This is a genomic window from Burkholderia seminalis (assembly GCF_001718535.1).
Lineage (GTDB): Bacteria > Pseudomonadota > Gammaproteobacteria > Burkholderiales > Burkholderiaceae > Burkholderia > Burkholderia seminalis.
Map to the genome: position 1 here is coordinate 371,900 of NZ_CP013398.1, position 24,320 is coordinate 396,219.

The window sequence follows — 24,320 nt, forward strand, 5'->3', positions numbered from 1 at the left end:
ATTTCCGCCGGGGCGTTGTGCATCGTGGAGACGTTACGTCAGGAAAAATCCGCTACAAATTGCAGCAGGATTAACCATTCCCCAAATATTCGACTACGCTTAGAAACGGTAGCCGACGTTCAGGTACGTGACGATCGGGTTGAGCGAGATCTTCGCTTTCGACGTTTCGGTCAGGGTGCCGACCGGCGTCCGGCGGGCCGTCGTGAAGGTCGCGGTCACGCTGACCGGGATGTACGAGATCGACAGGCCCCCGAACCAGTGTTTCGTGAAGTTGTACGTGAAGCCGGCGTTGAATACGGGCGCCCACTGGTTGCTGGTCGTCGCGCTGGTCGGGCCGCCGAGCACGCCGTTCTCGAAGCTGCTGTTCGTGATCTTTGCGCCGGTGAACCAGACATACGTCGCGCCGACGCCGACATACGGACGGAACTTCGCGTTGGCGTCGTTGAAGTGGTAGCGAAGCAACACGGCGGGGCTCCACTGGTACGCACGGCCGAGTACGCCGAACTTATCGAACTGACCCTTGCCGGTGATGTCGAACTTCGGCGGTATCCCCATGACGAGCTCGGTGGAGATGTGGTCGGTGACGAAGTAGCCCGCTGCGAGCCCAAGCGTATCGGCGTCGTTGATGCCGGCGCCCGTGTTGGGAATCGATTGGTTGATGGGCGTGCCGCCGACGCGATACAGGAACAGCGGATCGCTGCTGTCCTGCGGCGACAGGTGCAGCCAGCCGGTGCTGACGTAGAAATCACCTGCGGATTGTGCTTGTGCCGTACCGCCCGCAAACGTGAATGCGAGCGCTGCGGCCCCCGTAATGGCCAGTTTTCGTTTCATTGTGTCTCCTCCGATGTAAGGCGTGCTCATTATGACGACTGCGTTTAAAACCAAACAAGCTCGTAAGTTAGAGTTTTCACCCTAGGATTAGTACGACCGTACGCTTACGCGCGCCGCAGGGACAGGCATTCTACGCAGGTGCGCACTTTCGGACCTTCGGGTATTTCCTAACGCGTTCAAACGGACATTCAGCATGGCACGGTTAGCACGACTCTACGTTCCCGACCAGCCGCAGCACGTGATACTGCGCGGCCTGGATCAGCAACCCGCGTTCGTCGACGACCAGGACTACGAACTCTTCATCGATTGCCTGAAGGCCGCCGCGCGCGATCATCACCTGTCGGTGCACGCCTACGTGCTGCTGCCGCGCCAGGTGCAACTCCTCGTGACGCCGAGCGACGAGGCGAGCCTGCCGAAAGCGATGCAGGCCGTCGGCCGCCGCTACGTCGCGCATTTCAACCGGCGCTACTCGCGGCGCGGCACGCTGTGGGAAGGCCGCTACCGCGCGACCGTGATCGAAGGCGAGCGCTATTTCCTGCTCGCGAGCCGCGTGGTCGAGATGAGCCCGGTGCGGTCGCAACTCGTCGCGACGCCCGAGGCCTATCGCTGGTCGAGCTACCGGCATCACGTCGGGCTCACCGTCGACAGCCTGATCACCGACCATCCGCTGTACTGGGCGCTCGGCAATACGCCGTTCGACCGTCAGCGCGCGTACAAGGAGCTGTGCGAGCAGCCGCTCGACGAGCGGCAGGCCGACCAGCTGCAGCAGGCGACGCTCAAGGGCTGGGTGCTCGGCGGCGAGCATTACCGCGAGTGGGCGGCGCGTACCGCGAACCGGCGCGTGTCGCCGTTGCCGCGCGGACGCCCCAGAAAGGTGCGTGAGAACACGCCGCCGATCCAGCAGTAATGCCGGAAAGGCGGGCCGGAAGCGGCGCTGCGGGCGCCGCTTCTTTTTGCACCAAAACGATACGTCCCCAATAAAACAGCACCAGATCGATGCGTCTGATTAATTAGGGTTCAATCAAGCGGTTTTTGTTGCTATTTCCTTGATTCGTCGCGTATATTCCGAATTCCGGTGGCCCGGGCGAAGCCTGCCCAACCACTGTCGGCCGCGCCGTCTCCCGTCGGGAGCGGGATCGGCGGCAACAAGAAAACGGTTCAACGGCCTCCAGGCCCCCTTTACGACGGTGTCCCCATGAACGACCACCAGCAGCCGCTCGCCGCGGTGCCCGCCGCACAAGGTCTGTACGACCCGCAAAACGAACACGACGCCTGCGGCGTCGGCTTCGTCGCTCACATCAAGGGCAAGAAGAGCCACGAGATCATCCAGCAGGGCCTGAAGATCCTCGAGAACCTCGACCACCGCGGCGCGGTCGGTGCCGATCCGCTGATGGGCGACGGCGCGGGCATCCTGATCCAGATTCCGGACGCGTTCTATCGCGAGGAGATGGCCAAGCAGGGCGTGGACCTGCCGCCGGCCGGAGAATATGGGGTCGGGATGATCTTCCTGCCGAAGGAGAACGCGTCGCGTCTCGCGTGCGAGCAGGAGCTCGAGCGGACGGTGAAGGCGGAAGGCCAGGTCGTGCTCGGCTGGCGCGACGTGCCGGTCGACCATGCGATGCCGATTTCGCCGACCGTGAAGGCGAGCGAGCCGCTGATCCGCCAGATCTTCATCGGCCGCGGCAAGGACATCATGGTGACGGACGCGCTCGAGCGGAAGCTGTACGTGATCCGCAAGACCGCGAGCCACCGCATCCAGGCGCTGAAGCTCAAGCACGGCAAGGAATACTTCGTGCCGTCGATGTCGGCGCGCACGATCGTCTACAAGGGCCTGCTGCTGGCCGGCCAGGTCGGCGTGTACTACCGCGACCTGCAGGACGCGCGCGTCGTGTCGGCGCTCGCGCTCGTGCACCAGCGCTTCTCGACCAACACGTTCCCGGCATGGGAACTCGCTCACCCGTACCGGATGATCGCGCACAACGGCGAGATCAACACCGTGAAGGGCAACGTGAACTGGCTGAACGCGCGTACCGGCGCGATCGCGTCGCACGTGCTCGCCGACGACCTGCCGAAGCTGTGGCCGTTGATCTACCCGGGCCAGTCCGATACCGCATCGTTCGACAACTGTCTCGAACTGCTGGTGATGGCCGGTTACCCGCTCGTGCACGCGGTGATGATGATGATTCCGGAAGCGTGGGAGCAGCACACGCTGATGGACGAGAATCGCCGCGCGTTCTACGAATACCACGCCGCGATGATGGAGCCGTGGGACGGCCCGGCCGCGATCGCGTTCACCGACGGCCGCCAGATCGGCGCGACGCTCGACCGTAACGGCCTGCGTCCGGCGCGCTACATCGTGACCGACGACGATCTCGTGATCATGGCGTCGGAAGCCGGCACGCTGCCGATCCCCGAATCGAAGATCGTCAAGAAGTGGCGCCTGCAGCCGGGCAAGATGTTCCTGATCGACATGGAGCACGGCCGCATCATCGACGACAAGGAGCTGAAGGACAACCTCGCGAACGCGAAGCCGTACAAGAGCTGGATCGACGCCGTGCGCATCAAGCTCGACGAGATCGAGCCGAAGGCCGAGGAAGTCGCGGCCGGCCGTACGCAGGGCGCCGCGCTGCTCGACCGCCAGCAGGCGTTCGGCTATACGCAGGAAGACCTGAAGTTCCTGATGGCGCCGATGGCGCAGCAGGGCGAGGAAGCCGTCGGTTCGATGGGCAACGACTCGCCGCTCGCGGTGATGTCGAACAAGAACAAGACGCTCTATCACTACTTCAAGCAGCTGTTCGCGCAGGTCACGAACCCGCCGATCGACCCGATCCGTGAAAACATGGTCATGTCGCTCGTGTCGTTCATCGGCCCGAAGCCGAACCTGCTCGACACGAACAACATCAACCCGCCGATGCGTCTCGAAGTGTCGCAGCCGGTGCTCGACTTCAAGGACATCGCGAAGATCCGCGCGATCGACCAGTACACGGGCGGCAAGTTCAGCGCGTACGAACTGAACATCTGCTACCCGGTCGCGTGGGGCAAGGAAGGCATCGAGGCGCGTCTCGCGTCGCTGTGCGCGGAAGCCGTCGACGCGGTGAAGTCGGGCTACAACATGCTGATCGTGTCGGACCGCAAGACCGACGCCGAGCATGTCGCGATCCCGGCGCTGCTCGCCACGTCGGCAATCCACACGCACCTCGTCCAGCAAGGGCTGCGCACGAGCACGGGCCTCGTCGTCGAGACGGGCTCCGCGCGTGAAACGCACCACTTCGCGCTGCTCGCGGGCTACGGCGCGGAAGCCGTGCACCCGTACCTCGCGATGGAAACGCTCGCGAAGATGGCCGAGGGCCTGCCGGGCGACCTGTCGCCGGAGAAGGCCGTCTACAACTTCACGAAGGCGGTCGGCAAGGGCCTGCAGAAGGTGATGTCGAAGATGGGCATCTCGACGTACATGTCGTACACGGGCGCGCAGATCTTCGAAGCGCTCGGCCTGTCGAGCGACCTCGTCGAGAAGTACTTCAAGGGCACGGCGTCGAAGGTCGGCGGCATCGGCCTGTTCGAAGTCGCGGAAGAGGCGATCCGCCTGCACCGCGACGCGTTCGGCGACAGCCCGGTCCTGCGCGACATGCTCGACGCGGGCGGCGAGTACGCATACCGCGTGCGCGGCGAAGACCACATGTGGACGCCGGATTCGATCGCGAAGCTGCAGCACGCGACGCGCAGCAACTCGTACCAGACGTACAAGGAATACGCGCACCTGATCAACGACCAGACCAAGCGTCACATGACGTTCCGCGGCCTGTTCGAGTTCAAGGTCGAGCCGACCAAGGCGATCCCGATCGACGACGTCGAGCCGGCGAAGGAGATCGTCAAGCGCTTCGCGACGGGCGCGATGTCGCTCGGTTCGATCAGCACCGAAGCGCACGCGACGCTCGCGATCGCGATGAACCGGATCGGCGGCAAGTCGAACACCGGCGAAGGCGGCGAGGACGAGAAGCGCTATCGCAACGAACTGCGCGGTATTCCGATCAAGTCGGGCGAGACGCTGAAGTCGGTGATCGGCGACGAGATCGTCAGCGACATTCCGCTGAAGGACGGCGATTCGCTGCGCTCGAAGATCAAGCAGGTCGCGTCGGGCCGCTTCGGCGTCACCGCCGAGTACCTCGCGTCGGCCGACCAGATCCAGATCAAGATGGCGCAGGGCGCGAAGCCTGGCGAAGGCGGTCAGCTGCCGGGCCACAAGGTGTCCGAGTACATCGGCAAGCTGCGTTACTCGGTGCCGGGCGTCGGCCTGATCTCGCCGCCGCCGCACCACGACATCTACTCGATCGAGGATCTGGCGCAGCTGATCCACGACCTGAAGAACGTGAACCCGAGCGCGAGCATCTCCGTGAAGCTCGTGTCGGAAGTGGGCGTCGGCACGGTCGCGGCTGGCGTGGCGAAGGCGAAGGCCGATCATGTCGTGATCGCCGGCCATGACGGCGGCACGGGCGCATCGCCGCTGTCGTCGGTCAAGCACGCCGGCACGCCGTGGGAGCTGGGCCTGGCCGAAACGCAGCAGACGCTGGTGCTGAACCGCCTGCGCGGCCGGATCCGCGTGCAGGCCGACGGCCAGATGAAGACGGGGCGCGACGTCGTGATCGGCGCGCTGCTCGGCGCGGACGAATTCGGCTTCGCGACGGCGCCGCTCGTCGTCGAGGGCTGCATCATGATGCGCAAGTGCCACCTGAACACGTGCCCGGTCGGCGTCGCGACGCAGGATCCGGTGCTGCGCGCGAAGTTCAAGGGCCAGCCCGAGCACGTCGTGAACTACTTCTTCTTCGTCGCCGAGGAAGTGCGCGAGATCATGGCGCAGCTCGGCGTCGCGAAGTTCGACGACCTGATCGGCCGCGCCGACCTGCTCGATACGCGCAAGGGCATCGAGCACTGGAAGGCGAAGGGCCTCGACTTCTCGCGCGTGTTCTACCAGCCGGAAGAGTGCGAGGACGTCGCGCCGCGTCACGTCGACGTGCAGGATCACGGCCTCGAGCGCGCGCTCGACCACGTGCTGATCGAGAAGGCGAAGGCCGCGATCGAGAACGGCGAGCATGTGTCGTTCATCCAGCCGGTGCGCAACGTGAACCGTACGGTCGGCGCGATGCTGTCGGGCGTGATCGCGAAGAAGCACGGCCACGAAGGCCTCGCCGACGACGCGGTGCACATCCAGCTGAAGGGCACGGCCGGTCAGAGCTTCGGCGCGTTCCTCGCGAAGGGCGTGACGCTCGACCTCGTCGGCGACGGCAACGACTACGTCGGCAAGGGCCTGTCGGGCGGCCGGATCATCATCCGTCCGACCAACGACTTCCGCGGCAAGTCCGAGGAAAACATCATCTGCGGCAACACGGTGATGTACGGCGCGATCGAAGGCGAATCGTTCTTCCGCGGCGTCGCGGGCGAGCGCTTCTGCGTGCGCAACTCGGGCGCGACGGCGGTCGTCGAAGGCACGGGCGACCACGGCTGCGAATACATGACGGGCGGTACGGTCGTCGTGCTCGGCGAGACGGGGCGCAACTTCGCGGCCGGCATGTCGGGCGGCCTCGCTTACATCTACGATCCGGACGGCACGTTCGCGGCGAAGTGCAACAAGTCGATGGTCGCGCTCGAGCCGGTGCTGCAGCAGGCCGAGCAGGAGCGCACGGTCGATCGCGCGCTCTGGCACGCGGGCACGACGGACGAAGCGCTGCTCAAGGGGCTCGTCGAGCGTCATTTCCAGTTCACGGGTTCGCCGCGCGCGAAGTCGCTGCTGGAAAACTGGGACGCGGCGCGCCGCCAGTTCGTGAAGGTGTTCCCGCACGAATACAAGCGCGCGCTGGGCGAGATCGGTGCGAAGAAGGCGGCGAAGGAAGTGCTGGCCGCCTGAGCGACGAACGACATAGCGAATGCCGCGCGCGCGTGATTGCCGCGCGCGGCTCCCCCACCCGATACACCGAACAGAAGAGCACCTTATGGGCAAGGCAACCGGTTTTCTGGAGTTCGAACGCCGCCACGAGGCGTACGAAGCACCGCTCACGCGCGTGAAGCACTACAAGGAATTCGTCGCGGCACTGACCGACGCGGACGCGAAGGTCCAGGGCGCGCGCTGCATGGATTGCGGCATCCCGTTCTGCAACAACGGCTGCCCGGTCAACAACATCATTCCGGACTTCAACGATCTCGTTTACCGCCAGGACTGGCAGCAGGCGATCGAAGTCCTGCACTCGACCAACAACTTCCCGGAATTCACGGGCCGCATCTGCCCGGCGCCGTGCGAGGCGGCGTGCACGCTCGGGATCAACAACGACCCGGTCGGCATCAAGTCGATCGAGCACGCGATCATCGACAAGGCCTGGGCGGAAGGCTGGGTGAAGCCGCAGCCGGCCGAGCACAAGACCGGCAAGAAGGTCGCGGTCGTCGGTTCGGGCCCCGCGGGCCTCGCCGCCGCGCAGCAGCTCGCGCGCGCGGGCCACGACGTGACGGTGTTCGAGAAGAACGACCGCGTCGGCGGCCTGCTGCGTTACGGGATTCCCGACTTCAAGCTCGAGAAGTGGCTGATCGACCGCCGCATGCGCCAGATGGAAGCGGAAGGCGTGACGTTCCGCACCAGCGTGTTCATCGGCAAGGATCCGCTGCCCGAGTCGATCGGCAGTCTCGCGAAGGAAACGATTTCGCCGGACACGCTGAAGGAAGAATTCGACGCGGTCGTGATCGCGGGCGGTTCGGAAACGCCGCGCGACCTGCCGGTGCCGGGCCGCGAGCTCGCGGGCGTCCATTTCGCGATGGACTTCCTGCCGCAGCAGAACCGCGTGAATGCCGGCGACAAGCTCGTCGACCAGTTGCTCGCGAAGGGCAAGCACGTGATCGTGATCGGCGGCGGCGATACGGGTTCGGACTGCGTCGGCACGTCGAACCGTCACGGCGCGAAGCAGGTCACGCAGTTCGAACTGCTGCCGCAGCCGCCGGAGGAGGAAAACAAGCCGCTCGTGTGGCCGTACTGGCCGATCAAGCTGCGCACGTCGTCATCGCACGAGGAAGGTTGCGAGCGCGATTGGGCGGTCGCGACGAAGCGTCTCGAAGGCAAGAACGGCAAGGTCGAGAAGCTGATCGCGGTGCGCGTCGAGTGGAAGGACGGCAAGATGCAGGAAGTGCCGGGCTCCGAATTCGAGATGAAGGCCGACCTCGTGCTGCTCGCGATGGGCTTCACGCAGCCGGCGGCGCCGGTGCTCGACGCGTTCGGCGTCGCGAAGGATGCGCGCGGCAATGCGCGTGCGGCGACCGAAGGCGATCGCTCGTACTACACGTCGGTCGACAAGGTGTTCGCGGCGGGCGACATGCGCCGCGGCCAGTCGCTCGTGGTGTGGGCGATCCGCGAAGGCCGCCAGTGCGCACGCTCGGTCGATGCGTACCTGATGGGACATTCGGAACTGCCGCGCTGAGCTGGATCGCGCGGGTTTCGACGGAAGCCGGGCGTCCGAAAGGGCGCCCGGTTTTTTTATGGCTGGCGCCTGCCGGGGCGCGCCGGCTTCGCGTGCGCGGCGACGCCGTCCGATCGGGGTGCCGTGCCCGCCGGTACGCATCATTTTCGCGAAGCATCGCCTAACCTGATGACATCCAGGCGCGATTTCCCGATATCTCAAATCCTTTCGTTTTGTAATATTCCTTGAAAACTGTCATATCATGTCGCCCCTCGGGCCGCGTTCGCGGCCGACGCACCTGACTGACCCTATTTACAAGGAAACCGGATGGAAGCACTCCTGCAAGCGCTGATCGACGCCGTCAACGGCGTGTTGTGGAATTACGTGCTGATCGCGCTGCTGCTCGGCGCCGGCGCGTGGTTCACGCTGCGGTTCCGGATGATCCAGCTGAAGGCGCTGCTCCTCAGCATGAAACTGGTCGGCAGCAAGGGCGAGCCGGGCAGTATCTCGTCGTTCCAGGCGTTCGCGACGGGGCTCGCGAGCCGCGTCGGCACCGGCAACATCGCCGGCGTCGCGGTCGCGCTGACGGTCGGCGGCCCGGGCGCGATCTTCTGGATGTGGATGACCGCGCTCGTCGGGATGTCGTCCGCGTTCGTCGAGGCGACGCTCGCGCAGATCTTCAAGGTGTCGCATCCGGACGGCAGCTTCCGCGGCGGCCCCGCGTACTACATCCAGACGGGCCTGCGTTCGCGCGGCTTCGGCGTGCTGTTCTCGTTGTCGCTGATCCTTGCGTTCGGTTTCGTGTTCAACGCGGTGCAGGCCAACGCGATCGCCGACGCATTTCATACGTCGTTCGGCTGGAGCCGCGAGACGGTCGGCCTCGGCCTCGTGCTGCTGTCCGCACCGATCATCTTCGGGGGGATCCGCCGCATCGCGACGGTCGCGCAGGTGATCGTGCCGCTGATGGCGATCGGCTACCTCGCGCTCGCGGTCTACGCGGTCGCGACGCACATCGCGCTGGTGCCGGACGTGATCGTGCTGATCGTGAAGAGCGCGTTCGGCCTCGAGCAGGCAGCGGGCGGCCTGACCGGCTATGCGGTGAGCCAGGCGATCGCGATCGGCGTGAAGCGCGGGCTGTTCTCGAACGAGGCGGGGATGGGCAGCGCGCCGAACGCGGCCGCGACCGCGAGCACGCGGCACCCGGTCACGCAGGGGCTGATCCAGATGCTCGGCGTGTTCGTCGACACGATCGTGATCTGCAGCGCGACCGCGTTCGTGATCCTGCTGTCGGGCCAGTACGAACTCGGCACCGGCATGGAAGGCGCGGCGCTCACGCAGCGCGCGATCTCGAGCCACGTCGGCGACTGGGGCGGCATCTACATGGCCGTCGCGATCTTCTTTCTCGCGTTCTCGTCGGTGATCGGCAACTACGCGTATGCGGAAGGCAACGTCGAATTCATCACGAAGCGGCGCGGCGTGCTGCCGCTGTTCCGCGTCGCGGTGCTCGCGATGGTGATGTTCGGCAGCGTCGGGCAACTGCCGCTCGTCTGGGCGATGGCCGATACGAGCATGGGGCTGATGGCGATCATCAACCTGATCGCCATCATCGCGCTCGGCAAGTACGCGCACGCCGCGTGGGCCGACTATCGCCGCCAGCGCGCGGCGGGCATCGCCGATCCGGTGTTCACGCGCAACACGATCCCCGAACTCGCGCGCGTGCTGCCGGCCGACGTGTGGGGCGAACACGGGCCGCTGCCGCAGCGTCCGGCGGCGTCGGCCGACGCGGCCAGCGCGCCGCGCGGCGCGGTACGCGGGTCATGAACGGCGACCGGCTCCGTGCGTTCGTCGCGCTGATGCCCGATGCGGCGTCGCGCGACGCGCTGCACGCGTTGCCGGTCACCCGTGGCGCGCGACGCACGCTGCCCGCGCAACTGCACGTGACGCTCGCATTCATCGGCGCGATCGAGCGCGAACGGTGCGACGCGCTGGCCGCGCACCTGCCCGCGCTCGCGGCGGCCCATGCGCTGCCGCCGCTGCCGGTCGAGCGGATCGCGTGGTGGCCGAGCCTGCCGCGCGCGCGGCTGATCGTCGCGGAACTCGCGGCCGATCCCGCGTGCGTCGCGCTGAATGCCGGGTTGTCGGCGGTGCTGCGCGAACTCGGCGTGCCGGCCGACCGGCGGCCGTTCCGCCCGCACGTGACGCTCGCGCGGCTGCCGCATGACGCGGTCGGCCAGCCCGCGCACGGCGGCGCGCCGGGGCGACAGGTCGTGCTGCGTGTCGACGCGCTGACGCTGTTCGAAAGCCGGCTGTCGCATGAAGGCGTGTCGCATCGGCCGATCGCGTCGGCGTCGGTTGCGTGCGCGGATGGTCACGCCGCGCGCTGAGCGGTTTCCGCGATGCGGGGCGAAGGCCGGCCATCATCGACAGCTTGCCGGACAAACCGTCTGGACCCGATGGGGCGACGCCGCCGCCCGACGTTCGGCCTGCTGCGCTCTAACGTCGGTAGCGCGCGAGCGTCAGGCCGGACAGATCGATCTCCGGCTCGTGTCCGGTGACGAGGTCCGCCAGCACCTTCCCCGAACCCATCGACATCGCCCAGCCCGTCGAGCCGTGGCCGACGTTGAGCCAGAGCCCGTCGATCCCGCTGGCGCCCAGCAGCGGAGGCCCGTCGGGCGTCATCGGCCGGCGGCCGACCCAGAAGCGCGCCGAGGCCCGATCGGCGGCCGCCGGAAACCAGTCGTCGAGCACCTTCATCAGCGTATCGAGCGCCTGCTGACGCAGCGCCGCGCGCCGGTTGCCGAGTTCCGCGGTGCCCGCGACGCGCAGCGTCGGGCCGAAGCGCGTGATCGCCGTCTTCAGTGATTCGTCCATCAGCGCGGCGCACGGCGCTTTTTCCTCGTCGACGACTTCGAGCGTGGCGGAATAGCCTTTCACCGGATACAGCGGCACGTCGATTCCATGCGGCCGCAGCAGGCCGGCGCTGTCGACGCCAAGCGCGACGACGATCGCGTCGGCGGCGAGCATCGCATCGCGTGGCGTGGCATCGCCCGCGGCGCGCGAATCGACCCGCACGCCGCGCACCTTGCCGCCCGCGACGTCGAGCGCGCGGATCTCGGTGCGAAAGCGGAACGTCACGCCGTTCGCCTCGCACAGCGCCCGCAGTTCGCGCGTGAAGCGGGCGCAGTCGCCGGCTTCGTCGTCGGGCAGGTAGATGCCGCCGACAGGCGCCTGCCGCGCCCAGCGCAGGCCCGGCTCGATCGCCGTGCAGCCGGCCGCGTCGAGTTCGCGAAACGCGATGCCGGCGTCGCGCAGCACCTTCAGCGCGGGCTGCACCATCTCGACGTCGAACGCGCCGCGCAGCAGTTGCAGGTAGCCGCGGCTCGCGCCGTAGTCGAACGGATAACGCTCGCGAAACGCATGCAGGCATGCGCGGCTGTAATACGCGACGCGCTGCATCCGCTGCTTGTTCACGCGGAACCGTTCGAACTCGCATTCGCGCAGCCAGCGCGCGATCCAGCGCCACTGCGCGGCATCGAGCGTCGGCCGGAAGATCAGCGGCGACGCGGGCTTGAACAGGTACTTGAGGATCTTGCCGGGCATCCCGGGCGCGGCCCACGGCGTCACGTAGCCGGGTGCGATCACGCCCGCGTTGCCGAGGCTCGTCGCTCGCGCGACGTCGGCCTCGCGTTCGATCACGGTGACGTCGCAGCCTGCTTCGCGCAGGTGCCAGGCGGTGGTGACGCCGATCACGCCGGCGCCCAGAACGATCACGTGCATGCGGTTTCCGGGGCGAAGCAGTTGATCACGACGCGACGGCCGGATCGTCGACGAGCGACTTGCCGCGCGTTTCCGGCAGCACGAGCGCGGCGACGATCACGAGCAGGTAGCCGCCGCCCGCCACGAGGCCGATCGCCTTCACGAGCGACATCGACTGCGACAGCGCGCCGACGAGGATCGGGAAGAACGAGCCGAGCCCGCGGCCAAGGTTGTAGCAGAAGCCTTGGCCCGAGCCGCGGATCGCGCCCGGATACAGTTCCGACAGGTACGCGCCGACGCCCGCGAAAATCCCCTGCACGACGATGCCGAGCGGGAAGCCGAGCAGCAGCATCGCGGTATCGGTGATCGGCAGCATCGTGTATGCCATGCCGAGCGAGAACGAGCCGATCGCGAACAGGATGAACGACGCGCGGCGGCCGAGCCGGTCGGACAGGATCGCGCCGACCACGTAGCCGACGAACGAGCCGACGATCAGCACGACCAGATAGCCGCTCGTGTTGAACACCGACAGGTGGCGGACGGTTTTCAGGTAGGTGGGCAGCCACGTCGTGATCGCGTAGTAGCCGCCGAGCATGCCGGTGCACAGCGCGCTGCCGAACAGCGTCGCGCGCAGGTGCGGCGGCGAGAAGATCTCGAGGAAGTGGCCCGACACGCGGCCCTCGTCGCGCGCGCGGCGCGTGGCCGTGTAGATGTCGGGATCGCTGACGTTGCGGCGGATGTACAGGATCCACAGCGCGGGCGCGATGCCGATCCAGAAGCACGCGCGCCACGCGAGCTGCTCGGGCAGCAGCGCGAAGAATGCCCAGTAGAGGATCGCGGCCGCGCCCCAGCCGAACGACCAGCTGCTCTGCACGGTGCCGACGGCCTTTGCGCGATGCTCGGGCGAGCGGATCGTCTCGGCCATCATGATCGTCACGACCGACCATTCGCCGCCGAAGCCGAAGCCCTGCAGCGTGCGGGTGGCGAGCAGCTGCCAGAACGAATGCGTGAACCCGGACAGGCACGTGAACAGCGCGAACGTCGCGATCGTCCACTGCAGCACGCGCACGCGGCCGTAGCGGTCGGCGAGGATGCCGGCGATCCAGCCGCCGATCGCCGACGAGATCAGCGAACTCGTCGCGATCATCCCCGCCTCGCTCTTCGACATGCCCCAGGTCGCGATCAGCGTCGGAATCAGGAACGAATAGATCATGAAGTCGAACGCATCGACCGCGTAGCCGCCGAAGCCGGCGTACAGCGTCCGGCGCTCGCGCGTCGACAGTTCGTTGAACCACTGGAATGCCTGCATGCTTGCCGCCCCCTCTCGTCTTCTCGCGCTGCCGCGTGGCGGTTATTTTACGGGCGCGGCCCCGCGTGCCAAAAAGGCGGGGACGGGTTCGTGCGGGCAAGGAGGGGGAGGGAAGGACGCGTCAGAGCGTCAGGCCGCCGTCGACGTGAATGACCTGGCCGGTGATCTGCCGCGCCGCATCGGACAACAGGAATGCGATCAGCGCGGCGACATCGTCGGGTTCGGCGATCCGGCCGAGCGGTGTCGCCTGTTCGGCCTGCGCCCACGCGGCGGCGTTGCCGGCGCTCGGGCCGTGGTCCTTGCGCGTGAAGCCCGGCGCGACGGCGTTCACGGTGATGCCGCGCGCGGCGAATTCGGCGGCCGCCGAGCGCACGAGCGATTCGAGCGCGGCCTTCGCGGCGGCGGTCGCCGCGAACGGCGCATCGGCGCGGTAACGGTGCGCGACGAACGAGCTGACCGCGACGATGCGCGGGGCGACCGACGCTTCGAGCAGCGGCCGCGCGCGGCCCGCGAGCGCCGAGAACGCGCCGGGCATCGCCGTGAAGGCGCACGCGAGCGTGTCCGCGGAAAGATCGGAAAAGGATTGCCGCGCGGCGAAGCCGGCGTTCGCGACGAGCTGGTCGAGCCCGCCGAAGCGCGTGGCGGTGGTATCGACGAGCGCGGCGGCAAGACCCGGTTCGCCGAGATCGCCGGTCAGCGTGATGCATTCGGCGCCGGCCGTCGTGCACGCACGGGCGACGTCGGCGAGCCGCGCCCGCGCGGAATCGTCCGCGCCGCGCGCATGCAGCGCCAGCGCGATGCCGGGCGCCGCAAGCCGTCGTGCGAGCGCCGCGCCGATCCCCGCGCCTGCGCCGGTGATCAGCGCGATGCGCGCGCGTGCGCTCACGCGGCGACCTTGTCGCCGGCGTTCGCGCGTTCGACGTTGATCGTGCCGACGTGGAACGCGGCCAGCGACTCGCGGTGCGCGATGCTGACGATCGCGGCCTTCGGCAGCCGTTCGGCGAACAGGTGATACAGGCGTGCCTCGTTGTCGGCGTCGAGCGCGCTGGTGGCTTCGTCGAGGAACAGGAAGTCGGGCTTGTGCAGCAGCACGCGCGCGCCGGCAAGACGCTGCTGCTCGCCGGGCGACAGCACGCGCGTCCAGTGCGCGGTCTCGTCGAGGCGCTCGACGTAATCCTCGAGGCGGCACGCGCGCAGCGCGTCGCGGCAGGCTTCGTCGCTGAACGTGTCGGGTGTCGCCGGATAGGTGAGCGCGGCCTTCAGCGTGCCGATCGGCAGGTAGCTCGTCTGCGGCACGAACATCATCCGCGCGCCGACCGGCGCATCGATCGCACCGTCGCCGAACGGCCACAGGCCCGCGAGCGCGCGCATGAACGTGCTCTTGCCGGAACCCGACTTGCCGATCACGAGCCAGCGCGAGCCCGGCTCGATCGTCACGTTGCCGATGTCGGCGAGCGCGTTGCCGTTCGGCAGCGCGAGCTTCAGCGCCGACGTCGACAGCTTCGCGTCGTCGATGTAGTGCAGGTTGATGCCGCCGTGCTCGGTCGCGGGCGACAGGCTTTCCTTCAGGTGCGACGTGCCCATCACGCGCTTGAATTCGCGCAGACGGTTGACGGTGGCGCGCCATTCGACGAGGGTCGAGTAGCTGTTGATGAACCACGAGAACGAATCGCTGACGGTGCCGAACGCGGACGAGATCTGCATCAGCACGCCGAACGAGAACGCGCCCGCGAAATAGCGCGGCGCGGCGACGACGAGCGGGAAGATGATCGCGATCTGCCCGTAGAAGCTCAGCACGAACGTGAGCCGCTTCGTGTACTTCATCACGCGCCACCAGTTGTCGCGGATGCGCATGAAGAGGCCCTGCGCGTTGGCCGCCTCGGTCTTCTCGCCGTCGTAGAACGCGATCTGCTCGGCGTTCTCGCGCACGCGGATCAGCCCGAAGCGGAAATCGGCCTCGACGCGCTGCTGCTGGTAGTTGATCGACACCAACGGATGGCCGACCTTCTGGATGATCAGCGAGCCGATCACCGCGTACAGCGCGGCCGCCCACACCATGTAGCCGGGAATCGAGATCGGCGTCGCGCCGAGCGTGAACGTCAGCGCGCCGGCGAGCGACCACAGGATCGTGATGAACGACACGAGCGTGACGACCGTCGACAGCAGGTCGAGCGACAGCGCGAGCGTCGTGGTCGCGAACGATTGGAGGTCGTCGGTGATCCGCTGGTCGGGGTTGTCCGCGAGGCGGTCGCGTTCGATCCGGTAGAACGCGCGATCGCCGAGCCACTGGCCGAGGAAGCGGTCGGTGAGCCACTGGCGCCAGCGGAAGCCGAGCAGCTGCCGCAGGTAGCGGCCGTACACCGCGAGGATGATGAACGCGAACGCGAGCGCGGAGAACTGCATCAGCAGATTCGGGAAGTCGTGGACGTCCTTCGACTGCAGCGCGTTGTAGAACTCGGCGTTCCACTTGTTCAGCCGGACGTTGATCCAGACCACGCAGAGGTTGATCGCGATGATCGTGACCAGCAGGCCCCACGCGATTTTCCATTCGGACGATACCCAGTAGGGCTTGATGAGGCTCCATGCGGATACCGGGCGCTCGTCCTGCGGCGCGTCGGAGGCGGAGCGGACGGGATCGATCGATTGGGTCATGTGCTTCCTGATGAGTAGCCGGCGCGCGGGCCGGGCGAAGCCGGGCGCGCGCCGCGATACGGCATGCCGGGGCGCGGCGCCGACGGACGGCGGGCGCAGCGATGGTCGCCCGCGCGTCTTAAACGGCGCTTAAGGGCCGGCGGTGACGCGGCAACCGGCCGCTCGCGCGGCCGGCCTGCGGGCATTGTGCCAGAGCGGCGCGGGCCGACGGCGAATTTGCCCCACGGGGACAGTTTGCGGCGCTTTCGGCTTTTATGGTCTAATGGCCGACGACGAAACAGGGGTGCTTCGTGGCGCGGCCGGCGGATGTTCCGGGCGGCGCGGCGAGGCTGAGAAAAACCCTTTGCACCCGATCCGGGTAATACCGGCGAGGGAAGTTTCTGATCCCGCCGGGCCGCGCTGGCCGCCATCCCATATGGTCAGCGCCCGAGTCCCGCCCGGCCGGCCTTTGCTGCCGGTTTCGTCCTTTTGGGTACGCGCATTGCGCGTTACGGAAGGAATGATGACCGCACAATCTTCAGTCTTTTGCTTGATTCCCGCCCCGATGCCGCATGCGTTCGCATGGGGCGGCGCGCGCGCGTCGACGCTCGTCGTGCGTATTCGCGCGGAGGGCGCGCGATGAACGTCCAGGATGCACGGCCCGATTTCGCGGTGCTCGGCGGCGGCCTCGTCGGCCGCCTGATCGCGTGGCGGCTCGCGGGCGACGGGCATCGCGTCGCGCTGTACGAGCGCGGCGGCCCGGACGGCGAGCAGTCGGCTGCCTGGATCGCGGCCGCGATGCTCGCGCCGCTCGCGGAAGCGGCGAGCGCGGAACGGCTGATCACCGAGCTCGGCGCCGCGTCGCTCGAACGCTGGCCGCAATGGCTCGCGGAACTGCCCGAACCCGTTTTTTTCCAGCATCACGGCACGCTCGTCGTCTGGCACCACGCGGACCGTGCGGAGGCGCCGCTGTTCGAGCGGCGGGTGCGCGCGAACGCGCCGGCCGACCTGCTCGACGGCGGTTTCGTGACGCTCGCCGGCGCGCAGGTCGATGCGGCCGAGCCCACGCTCGCGGGCCGTTTCGCCCGCGGCCTGCTGCTGCCGCGCGAAGGGCAGCTCGACAATCGCCAGGCGCTGCGCGCGCTGGCGGCCGGCCTCGCCGAACGCGGCGTCGATCTCCGCTGGCACGTCGCGATCGACGATGCCAACCTGCCCGCCGCGCATTTCACGATCGATTGCCGCGGGCTCGGCGCGAAATCCGCGCTGCCCGCGCTGCGCGGCATCCGCGGCGAAGTCGCGCGCGTGCATGCGCCCGGCATCGGGCTCACGCGGCCCGTGCGGCTGCTGCATCCGCGCTACCCGCTGTACATCGCGCCGAAGCAGGACGATCTCTATGTGATCGGCGCGACCGAGGTGGAGGGCGAGGACATGTCGCCCGTCAGCGTGCGCTCCGCGCTCGAACTGCTGAGCGCGGCGTTCTCCGTGCATCCGGCGTTCGGCGAGGCACGCATTCTCGAACTCAACGCGCAGTGCCGGCCGACGCTGCCCGATCACCGCCCGGCGGTGATCTGGGACGGCGCATCGACACTCGCCGTCAACGGTCTGTACCGGCACGGCTTCATGATTGCGCCGGAAGTCGCGCAGGCAGCCGTCGCGTGCGCGCAAGCCGCGCTCGGCGGCGCGCTGGGCGATGCCGACGCGTTCGCCGCGTGGCGCGACGCCGCGCGTTGGCCGACGCTCCTTCATCACCGCAGCGACGCGCGCCAGCCGGCCTGACGCGCGCCGCCGACCGAATCCGACCGAGCCTCATGGATATCCAGATCAACCAACAGACCCTGACGCTGCCCGACGGCGCGACGGTGGCCGACGCGCTCGCCGCGTACGGCGCGCGGCCGCCGTACGCGGTCGCGCTGAACGGCAATTTCGTCGCGCGCACGCAGCATGCGGCGCGCGCGCTCGCGGCGGGCGACAAGCTCGACGTCGTGCACCCCGTCGCGGGCGGCTGAGCGCCGCCGGTTCGTCCCCGCTCTTCCAGGAAAACGACATGACGTCCCTCACCTCCGCCGACGCGCTGACGCTGTACGGCGAAACCTTCGCAAGCCGCGTGCTGCTCGGCACGTCGCGTTATCCGTCGCTGCAGTCGCTGTCCGATTCGATCGACGCGTCGCGTCCCGGGATGGTGACGGTCGCGCTGCGCCGCCAGATGACGGGCGGCACCGCAGAAGCCGGCTTCTTCGACCTGCTCAAGCGCCACGCGGTGCCGCTGCTGCCGAACACGGCCGGCTGCCAGACCGTCGCCGAGGCCGTGACGACCGCGCACATGGCGCGCGAGGTGTTCGGCACCGACTGGATCAAGCTCGAGCTGATCGGCGACGACTACACGCTGCAGCCCGATCCGGTCGGGTTGATCGAGGCCGCCGCGCAACTGGTCAAGGACGGCTTCAAGGTGCTGCCGTACTGCACCGAGGATCTCGTGATCGGCCGGCGCCTGCTCGACGTCGGCTGCGAGGCGCTGATGCCGTGGGGCGCGCCGATCGGCACGGGCAAGGGCATCGTGAACCCGTACGGCCTGCGCGTGCTGCGCGAGCGGCTGCCGGACGTGCCGCTGATCGTCGATGCGGGGCTCGGCGTGCCGTCGCACGCGTGCCAGGTGATGGAGTGGGGCTTCGACGGCGTGCTGCTGAACACGGCCGTGTCGCAGGCCACGCACCCGGAGATCATGGCGCGCGCGTTCGCGCAGGGCGTCGAGGCGGGGCGCGCCGCGTACCTGGCCGGGCCGATGGACGCACGCGAGACCGCGCACGCGAGCACGCCGGTCGTCGGGATGCCGTTCTGGCACCAGGACGGGGGCGGCGCATGAGCGCGCGCTTCGCCGACGCATTCTGGCCGCCGGCCGACGAGCTGGCCGAAGCGGCCGAACGGATTCGCGCCCGCCTCGGCGACTGGCCGGACGGCGCGGCGCCGTGGCGGCTCTGCGTGGCGGCGCCCGACGTGCCGTCCGACGGCGACGTGCTGATCGTGTCCGCCGGCGACCGCACCGCGCAGGCGCGCGCGTCGGCCGCGTCGCGGCCGGCCTCGCCGGAGGCGGTCGCGATCGAATTCGACGAGCAGGGCGCGGTGCTGCATGCGGCGGGCGCGCGTTACGCGCTCGAAGCCGCGCATCCGCTCGCGGACGACTGGATCGCGGCGCTCGCCGCCTTCCTCGATTGCGGTTTCGCGCCGGTCGACGCGCTGGTGCTCGCGCTGGCGTGGCAAGACGGCGACGAGACGCGCGCCGCCGACGCGTGGCCGGTCGATGCCGCGCGGTTTCCGCGTGTCGCCGGGCTGCCGCCCGCGCCGGAGCCGGCATTCGCGCCGTGTCCCGCGCAACTCGGCCTCTATCCGGTCGTGCCGGACGCGGCGTGGGTCGAGCGCGTGCTCGAGGGCGGTGCGCGGACCGTGCAACTGCGCGTGAAAGGCGCGACGCCGGACGCGCTGCGCCGGGAAATCGCGCGTGCGGTCGCGGCGGGGCGTCGTTATCCCGATGCGCGCGTGTTCATCAACGATCACTGGCAGATCGCGGTAGATGAAGGCGCGTACGGCGTTCATCTGGGTCAGGAGGACCTCGAAACGGCCGATCTGGCCGCGATCGCGCGCGCGGGCCTGCGGCTCGGACTTTCGAGCCACGGTTATTACGAGATGTTGCGGGCGTTGCACGCGCGCCCGAGCTACCTCGCGCTCGGCCCCGTCTACGCGACCGCCACGAAGGCCGTCGCCGCGCCGCCCCAGGGCCTCGCGCGGATTGCCCGCTACGCGCGCTTCGCCAGCGCGCGGGCGCCGCTCGTCGCGATCGGCGGGGTGGGGCTCGACACGCTGCCGGCCGTGCTGGCGACGGGCGTCGGTAGCGTCGCGGTGGTCAGCGCGGTCACGGGCGCCGCCGATTATCGGACGGCGCTTATTGCGCTGCAGCAATGTTTTCCCGGACAATTTGACAATCATTGACCGCCGGGCCCGGAACGGCGTCACGACATCATTCCAATGCAGGCCCTATAATTCGGCGTTCTGCGTAAAAGGACTGTCAGCTCCGTGAGCCCCACTCCTACCGAGACTCTGCTGGAACTTCGCGACGTCGACTTTGGCTACGGCGACCGCCTCGTCCTGTCCAACCTGAACCTGCGCTTCGGGCGCGGGCAGGTCGTCGCGGTCATGGGCGGCTCGGGTTGCGGCAAGACCACCGTGCTGCGCCTGATTGGCGGCCTCGTGCGCGCGCGCCGCGGCCAGGTGCTGTTCGACGGCGCCGACGTCGGCGCGCAAACGCGCGACGGCCTGTACGCGCTGCGCCGCAAGATGGGCATGCTGTTCCAGTTCGGCGCGTTGTTTACCGACATGTCGGTGTTCGAGAACGTCGCGTTCGCGCTGCGCGAGCATACCGACCTGCCCGAAGACCTGATCCGCGACCTCGTGCTGATGAAGCTCAACGCGGTCGGCCTGCGCGGCGCGCGCGACCTGATGCCGTCCGAGGTGTCGGGCGGGATGGCGCGCCGGATCGCGCTCGCCCGCGCGATCGCGCTCGATCCGCAGCTCATCATGTACGACGAGCCGTTCGCCGGCCTCGACCCGATCTCGCTCGGCATCACCGCGAACCTGATCCGCACGCTGAACCAGGCGCTCGGCGCGACCTCGATCCTCGTCACGCACGACGTGCCGGAATCGTTCGCGATCGCCGACTACGTGTACTTTCTGGCCAACGGCGGCGTGCTCGCGCAGGGCACGCCCGACGAGCTGCGCGCGTCGACCGATCCGAGCGTGCGGCAGTTCATCGACGGCGCGCCGGACGGCCCGTTCAAATTTCATTACACGAGCCCGCCGCTTGCAGCGGATTTCGGGCTCGGCGGAGGGCGCGCATGATCAGCGCGATCGGACGTTACGTCATCGGCGGCCTCGAGCGCGCGGGCTACGGCACGCGGCTGTTCGTGCGCCTCGTGCTGCAATTCTTCCCGCTGCTGCGCCGGCCGCGGCTGGTCACGAAGCAGATCCACTTCCTCGGCAACTATTCGTTCGTGATCATTGCCGTGTCGGGGCTGTTCGTCGGCTTCGTGCTCGGCCTGCAGGGCTATTACACGCTGAACCGCTACGGGTCCGAGCAGGCGCTCGGCCTGCTGGTCGCGCTGTCGCTCGTGCGCGAGCTCGGCCCGGTCGTCACCGCGCTGCTGTTCGCGGGCCGCGCGGGCACGTCGCTCACGGCCGAGATCGGCCTGATGAAGGCCGGCGAGCAGCTCACCGCGCTCGAAATGATGGCGGTGGACCCGATCAAGACGGTGATCGCGCCGCGCATGTGGGCGGGCATCATCGCGATGCCGCTGCTCGCGGCGATCTTCAACGCGGTCGGCGTGCTCGGCGGCTACTTCGTCGGCGTCGTGCTGATCGGCGTCGATCCGGGCGCGTTCTGGTCGCAGATGCAGGGCGGGGTCCAGGTCTGGGCCGACGTCGGCAACGGCGTGCTGAAGAGCATCGTGTTCGGGTTCGCCGTGACCTTCATTGCGCTGTATCAGGGGTATGAAGCGAAGCCCACGCCCGAAGGCGTGTCGCGCGCGACCACCAAGACGGTTGTGTTCGCGTCGCTCGCCGTACTCGGCCTCGATTTTCTGCTGACCGCGCTGATGTTCAGCTAAGCCTCAGCCAAGCCAAATTTTGGGATGACGATGAAAAAGACTGCTCTCGACTTCTGGGTCGGCCTGTTCGTGGTGGTGGGCTTCCTTGCGGTGCTGTTCCTGGCGCTGAAGGTCGGCAACATGAGCTCGCTGTCGTTTCAGCCGACCTACTCGGTCCGGATGAAATTCGACAATATCGGCGGGCTGAAGCCGCGCGCGGCCGTGAAGAGTGCCGGCGTCGTGGTCGGCCGCGTGAAGTCGATCGGCTTCGACACGAACACGTACCAGGCGCTGGTGACGATCGACATCGACGGCCAGTACCCGTTCCCGAAGGATTCGTCGGCGAAGATCCTGACGTCGGGCCTGCTCGGCGAGCAATACATCGGCCTCGATCCGGGCGGCGACACGGAAATGCTGAAGTCGGGCGATACGATCTCGATGACGCAGTCGGCGATCGTGCTCGAGAACCTGATCGGCCAGTTCCTGTACAGCAAGGCCGCCGATGCGGGCGGTGCGAAGCCGGCAGCCGGCGCGCCGGCTGCGCCGGCTCCGGTGGCGGTGCCGGCGTCGGCGGTGTCCGCCGCGTCCGGTTCGGCGGCCCAATAACCACACGAGAGAATAGAAGAGGGTAATGACCATGCAGACGATCCGCATCAGGCACGCCGCGCTGGCGATAGCGGCAGCCGCCGCGTTGAGCGGCTGCGCGACCGTGCAGACGCCGACCAAGGGCGATCCGCTCGAGGGCTTCAACCGGACGATGTACAAGTTCAACGACACGGTCGACACCTACGCGCTGAAACCGGTCGCGAAGGGCTACCAGTACGTGGTGCCGCAGCCGGTGCGCGACAGCGTGACGAACTTCTTCTCGAACATCGGCGACGTCTACATCGCGGCGAACAACATCGTGCAGCTGCGGATCGCGGACGGCGTCGGCGACATCATGCGCGTCGTGATCAACACGGTGTTCGGCGTCGGCGGCCTGTTCGACGTCGCGACGATCGCGAAGCTGCCGAAGCACACGGCCGATTTCGGGATCACGATGGGCCGCTACGGCATGCCGTCGGGCCCGTACCTCGTGCTGCCGCTGCTCGGCCCGAGCACGCTGCGCGACACGGCCGGCCTCGGCGTCGACTACGTCGGCAATCCGCTTACCTACGTGAAGCCGGACGGCCTGAGCTGGGGCCTGTTCGGCGTCAACCTCGTCAACACGCGTGCGAACCTGCTCGGCGCGGGCGACGTGCTGGATGCCGCGGCGCTCGACAAGTATTCGTTCGTGCGCAACGCGTACCTGCAGCGCCGCCAGATGCTGATCAGCAACGCGCGCGGCGAGGCCGCCGCGACGTCGAGCAACGACGCGCTGCCGAAGTACGATCTGCCGGACGACGGCGCGGCACCGGCGGCGGCCGGTACGGCGGGCGCGGCAGCGGTGAGCGGCGCGACCGCGCCGGCGGGGGCATCGGGCGCGGCGGTTGCCGCGCCGGCCTCGGGCACGGCCGAAGGACCGAATCCGGCCAGCGAAACGAACGTGCCGGCGATGCAGGTGGCGCCGCCGTCGCCGGGCGGGTTCCGCTTCCCGAGCATCCGGCTGCACTGACGGATTTACATTCGTTACAGCCGGAAACGATTCAGTCGGTAGCGTGCGCGAACTTGCGCGTAAGCTACCTGCTCCAACCTTCGCATCGACTCATTCATGCAGGTCACTATGATGAAAAAACTGTTCCTGATCCCCGTATTCGCGGCGCTGTTCTCGTTCGGCAGCGCGGCTCACGCGCAAGTCGACCAGTCGAACCCGCAGTCGCTGATCAAGACGGCGACGCAGCAGGTGCTCGACGAAGTCAAGCAGCAGACGATCAAGCAGGGCGACACCAACCGCATCATCTCGATCGTCAACAAGGACATCCTGCCGTACACCGATTTCCGCCGCACCACGCAGCTCGCGATGGGCCGCAACTGGCGCACGGCAACGGCCGAGCAGCAGCAGCAGGTTCAGGAGCAGTTCAAGCTGCTGCTGATCCGCACGTACTCGGGCGCGCTGGCGCAGCTGAAGCCGGACCAGCAGATCCAGTACCCGCCGTTCCGCGCCGATCCGGCCGATACCGATGTCGTGGTCAAGACGGTCGCGATGAACAACGGCCAGCCGGTCCAGATCGATTACCGCCTGTACAAGTCGGCGAACGGCTGGAAGGTGTATGACCTGAACGTGCTCGGCGCGTGGCTGATCCAGACGTACCAGCAGCAGTTCAACGAAAAGATCCAGCAAAGCGGCGTGGACGGCCTGATCCAGTTCCTGACGCAGCGCAACCAGCAACTTGCCGCCGGCAAGCAAGCGTCGTGAGCGGCTTCGAAGCCGGCTCCTCACTGACCGTCGCGAGCGCGAAATCCGCGCTCGCGGACGGTCTTGCGCGCATCGGCGCGGGCGCCACCGCCGTCGATTGCGCGGCGCTGACGCAGTTCGACTCGTCCGCGCTCGCCGTGCTGCTCGCATGGCAACGTGCCGCCATGTCGCGCGGCGCGACCCTCGACATCCTCAATCTCCCGCCGAAGCTCGCCAGCCTCGCGCGCGCCTACGGCGTCGACGCGCTCATCGACGGCACCGGGCGACATTGACCCCGTCCGACCGGGGCCTGCCGCGCCAGCCGGCGCGCGCACGCGTCAGGCCGCGCGCCTCCGGCGCCGGCTCCCCCAGCCGGTTTGCCCTATAATCAAGCGTTTTGCGGGGCAGCCAATCGGCGT

Annotated in this window: 20 protein-coding genes and 1 riboswitch; of the genes, 15 read left to right on the forward strand and 5 right to left on the reverse strand. The window is 68.0% G+C overall.

The genetic code is table 11. The features are described from left to right. Positions 1–99: 99 nt before the first annotated feature. Positions 100–831, reverse strand: coding sequence for an OmpW/AlkL family protein (locus WJ12_RS01685; protein ID WP_034189836.1), 732 nt, complete (start codon positions 829–831; stop codon positions 100–102). Between the two features lie 193 nt (positions 832–1,024). Here WJ12_RS01685 and WJ12_RS01690 point away from each other — a divergent pair, with 193 nt between their 5' ends. The 5 genes from WJ12_RS01690 to thpR all read left to right on the forward strand — a co-directional run bounded on the left by WJ12_RS01690 (position 1,025) and on the right by thpR (position 10,645). Further along, on the forward strand, positions 1,025–1,738 hold the full coding sequence (locus tag WJ12_RS01690) for a transposase (RefSeq protein ID WP_034189835.1): 714 nt from the start codon (positions 1,025–1,027) through the stop codon (positions 1,736–1,738). A 288-nt stretch (positions 1,739–2,026) separates the two neighbouring features. Next, positions 2,027–6,730 carry a glutamate synthase-related protein gene (locus WJ12_RS01695; protein WP_034189834.1) on the forward strand — a complete coding sequence of 1,568 codons (4,704 nt, stop codon included), beginning with the start codon at positions 2,027–2,029 and terminating at the stop codon, positions 6,728–6,730. Positions 6,731–6,815: 85 nt separating this feature from the next. Continuing rightward, entirely contained in the window at positions 6,816–8,282 is a 1,467-nt protein-coding gene (locus WJ12_RS01700) for a glutamate synthase subunit beta (RefSeq protein WP_034189833.1), read from the forward strand. A 306-nt stretch (positions 8,283–8,588) separates the two neighbouring features. Further along, the gene (locus WJ12_RS01705; protein ID WP_049035352.1) at positions 8,589–10,082 is read left to right on the forward strand and encodes an alanine/glycine:cation symporter family protein; all 1,494 of its coding nucleotides are present in this window, start codon (positions 8,589–8,591) and stop codon (positions 10,080–10,082) included. After that, positions 10,079–10,645, forward strand: a complete 567-nt coding sequence (thpR, locus tag WJ12_RS01710; protein ID WP_059557072.1) for an RNA 2',3'-cyclic phosphodiesterase — start codon at positions 10,079–10,081, stop codon at positions 10,643–10,645. Before WJ12_RS01705 ends, thpR begins: the two co-directional genes overlap by 4 nt. 109 nt (positions 10,646–10,754) lie before the next feature. Here thpR and WJ12_RS01715 read toward each other — a convergent pair whose 3' ends face one another. The 4 genes from WJ12_RS01715 to WJ12_RS01730 form a co-directional block, all read right to left on the reverse strand. Next, complete coding sequence (locus tag WJ12_RS01715; RefSeq protein WP_049030990.1) at positions 10,755–12,038, reverse strand: D-amino acid dehydrogenase; 1,284 nt, start codon at positions 12,036–12,038, stop codon at positions 10,755–10,757. A gap of 25 nt (positions 12,039–12,063) precedes the next feature. Then, complete coding sequence (locus WJ12_RS01720; RefSeq protein ID WP_059557073.1) at positions 12,064–13,326, reverse strand: MFS transporter; 1,263 nt, start codon at positions 13,324–13,326, stop codon at positions 12,064–12,066. 121 nt (positions 13,327–13,447) lie between these two features. Then, on the reverse strand, positions 13,448–14,212 hold the full coding sequence (locus tag WJ12_RS01725; RefSeq protein ID WP_059557074.1) for an SDR family NAD(P)-dependent oxidoreductase: 765 nt from the start codon (positions 14,210–14,212) through the stop codon (positions 13,448–13,450). Next, complete coding sequence (locus WJ12_RS01730) at positions 14,209–15,978, reverse strand: ABC transporter ATP-binding protein/permease (protein WP_034189827.1); 1,770 nt, start codon at positions 15,976–15,978, stop codon at positions 14,209–14,211. The genes WJ12_RS01725 and WJ12_RS01730 overlap by 4 nt, the downstream gene beginning before the upstream one ends. A gap of 269 nt (positions 15,979–16,247) precedes the next feature. Further along, positions 16,248–16,371, forward strand: a riboswitch (TPP riboswitch). A 225-nt stretch (positions 16,372–16,596) separates the two neighbouring features. Here WJ12_RS01730 and WJ12_RS01735 point away from each other — a divergent pair. The 10 genes from WJ12_RS01735 (at position 16,597) to WJ12_RS01780 (ending at position 24,194) form a co-directional block, all read left to right on the forward strand. Then, positions 16,597–17,733, forward strand: coding sequence for an FAD-dependent oxidoreductase (locus tag WJ12_RS01735; protein WP_059557075.1), 1,137 nt, complete (start codon positions 16,597–16,599; stop codon positions 17,731–17,733). Between the two features lie 32 nt (positions 17,734–17,765). After that, entirely contained in the window at positions 17,766–17,963 is a 198-nt protein-coding gene (gene thiS, locus WJ12_RS01740) for a sulfur carrier protein ThiS (protein ID WP_027783340.1), read from the forward strand. A 38-nt stretch (positions 17,964–18,001) separates the two neighbouring features. Beyond that, positions 18,002–18,817, forward strand: a complete 816-nt coding sequence (locus WJ12_RS01745; protein ID WP_034189825.1) for a thiazole synthase — start codon at positions 18,002–18,004, stop codon at positions 18,815–18,817. Beyond that, positions 18,814–19,938: a thiamine phosphate synthase gene (gene thiE / locus WJ12_RS01750; protein WP_063896717.1), complete on the forward strand. Its 1,125-nt coding sequence runs from the start codon at positions 18,814–18,816 to the stop codon at positions 19,936–19,938. Before WJ12_RS01745 ends, thiE begins: the two co-directional genes overlap by 4 nt. Before the next feature lie 84 nt (positions 19,939–20,022). Next, the gene (locus WJ12_RS01755) at positions 20,023–20,844 is read left to right on the forward strand and encodes an ABC transporter ATP-binding protein (RefSeq protein ID WP_006477138.1); all 822 of its coding nucleotides are present in this window, start codon (positions 20,023–20,025) and stop codon (positions 20,842–20,844) included. Next, positions 20,841–21,608, forward strand: a complete 768-nt coding sequence (mlaE, locus tag WJ12_RS01760) for a lipid asymmetry maintenance ABC transporter permease subunit MlaE (RefSeq protein WP_034189823.1) — start codon at positions 20,841–20,843, stop codon at positions 21,606–21,608. The genes WJ12_RS01755 and mlaE overlap by 4 nt, the downstream gene beginning before the upstream one ends. 24 nt (positions 21,609–21,632) lie before the next feature. Further along, positions 21,633–22,193, forward strand: coding sequence for an outer membrane lipid asymmetry maintenance protein MlaD (gene mlaD, locus WJ12_RS01765; RefSeq protein ID WP_034189822.1), 561 nt, complete (start codon positions 21,633–21,635; stop codon positions 22,191–22,193). Between the two features lie 31 nt (positions 22,194–22,224). Further along, on the forward strand, positions 22,225–23,181 hold the full coding sequence (locus tag WJ12_RS01770; RefSeq protein ID WP_059557092.1) for an MlaA family lipoprotein: 957 nt from the start codon (positions 22,225–22,227) through the stop codon (positions 23,179–23,181). Between the two features lie 111 nt (positions 23,182–23,292). Further along, positions 23,293–23,922 (forward strand): MlaC/ttg2D family ABC transporter substrate-binding protein, encoded by a 630-nt coding sequence (locus tag WJ12_RS01775; protein ID WP_034189861.1) that lies wholly within the window; start codon positions 23,293–23,295, stop codon positions 23,920–23,922. Continuing rightward, complete coding sequence (locus WJ12_RS01780) at positions 23,919–24,194, forward strand: STAS domain-containing protein (RefSeq protein WP_034189821.1); 276 nt, start codon at positions 23,919–23,921, stop codon at positions 24,192–24,194. Before WJ12_RS01775 ends, WJ12_RS01780 begins: the two co-directional genes overlap by 4 nt. The last annotated feature ends 126 nt before the right edge of the window (positions 24,195–24,320 follow it).

Excerpts from the sequence above, each read along its gene's own strand:
- WJ12_RS01685 (WP_034189836.1), bottom strand. The coding sequence starts at position 831 with ATGAAACGAAAACTGGCCATTACGGGGGCCGCAGCGCTCGCATTCACG.
- WJ12_RS01690 (WP_034189835.1), top strand. The coding sequence starts at position 1,025 with ATGGCACGGTTAGCACGACTCTACGTTCCCGACCAGCCGCAGCACGTG.
- WJ12_RS01695 (WP_034189834.1), top strand. The coding sequence starts at position 2,027 with ATGAACGACCACCAGCAGCCGCTCGCCGCGGTGCCCGCCGCACAAGGT.
- WJ12_RS01700 (WP_034189833.1), top strand. The coding sequence starts at position 6,816 with ATGGGCAAGGCAACCGGTTTTCTGGAGTTCGAACGCCGCCACGAGGCG.
- WJ12_RS01705 (WP_049035352.1), top strand. The coding sequence starts at position 8,589 with ATGGAAGCACTCCTGCAAGCGCTGATCGACGCCGTCAACGGCGTGTTG.
- thpR (WP_059557072.1), top strand. The coding sequence starts at position 10,079 with ATGAACGGCGACCGGCTCCGTGCGTTCGTCGCGCTGATGCCCGATGCG.
- WJ12_RS01715 (WP_049030990.1), bottom strand. The coding sequence starts at position 12,038 with ATGCACGTGATCGTTCTGGGCGCCGGCGTGATCGGCGTCACCACCGCC.
- WJ12_RS01720 (WP_059557073.1), bottom strand. The coding sequence starts at position 13,326 with ATGCAGGCATTCCAGTGGTTCAACGAACTGTCGACGCGCGAGCGCCGG.
- WJ12_RS01730 (WP_034189827.1), bottom strand. The coding sequence starts at position 15,978 with ATGACCCAATCGATCGATCCCGTCCGCTCCGCCTCCGACGCGCCGCAG.
- WJ12_RS01735 (WP_059557075.1), top strand. The coding sequence starts at position 16,597 with ATGAACGTCCAGGATGCACGGCCCGATTTCGCGGTGCTCGGCGGCGGC.
- thiS (WP_027783340.1), top strand. The coding sequence starts at position 17,766 with ATGGATATCCAGATCAACCAACAGACCCTGACGCTGCCCGACGGCGCG.
- WJ12_RS01745 (WP_034189825.1), top strand. The coding sequence starts at position 18,002 with ATGACGTCCCTCACCTCCGCCGACGCGCTGACGCTGTACGGCGAAACC.
- thiE (WP_063896717.1), top strand. The coding sequence starts at position 18,814 with ATGAGCGCGCGCTTCGCCGACGCATTCTGGCCGCCGGCCGACGAGCTG.
- mlaE (WP_034189823.1), top strand. The coding sequence starts at position 20,841 with ATGATCAGCGCGATCGGACGTTACGTCATCGGCGGCCTCGAGCGCGCG.
- mlaD (WP_034189822.1), top strand. The coding sequence starts at position 21,633 with ATGACGATGAAAAAGACTGCTCTCGACTTCTGGGTCGGCCTGTTCGTG.
- WJ12_RS01770 (WP_059557092.1), top strand. The coding sequence starts at position 22,225 with ATGCAGACGATCCGCATCAGGCACGCCGCGCTGGCGATAGCGGCAGCC.
- WJ12_RS01775 (WP_034189861.1), top strand. The coding sequence starts at position 23,293 with ATGAAAAAACTGTTCCTGATCCCCGTATTCGCGGCGCTGTTCTCGTTC.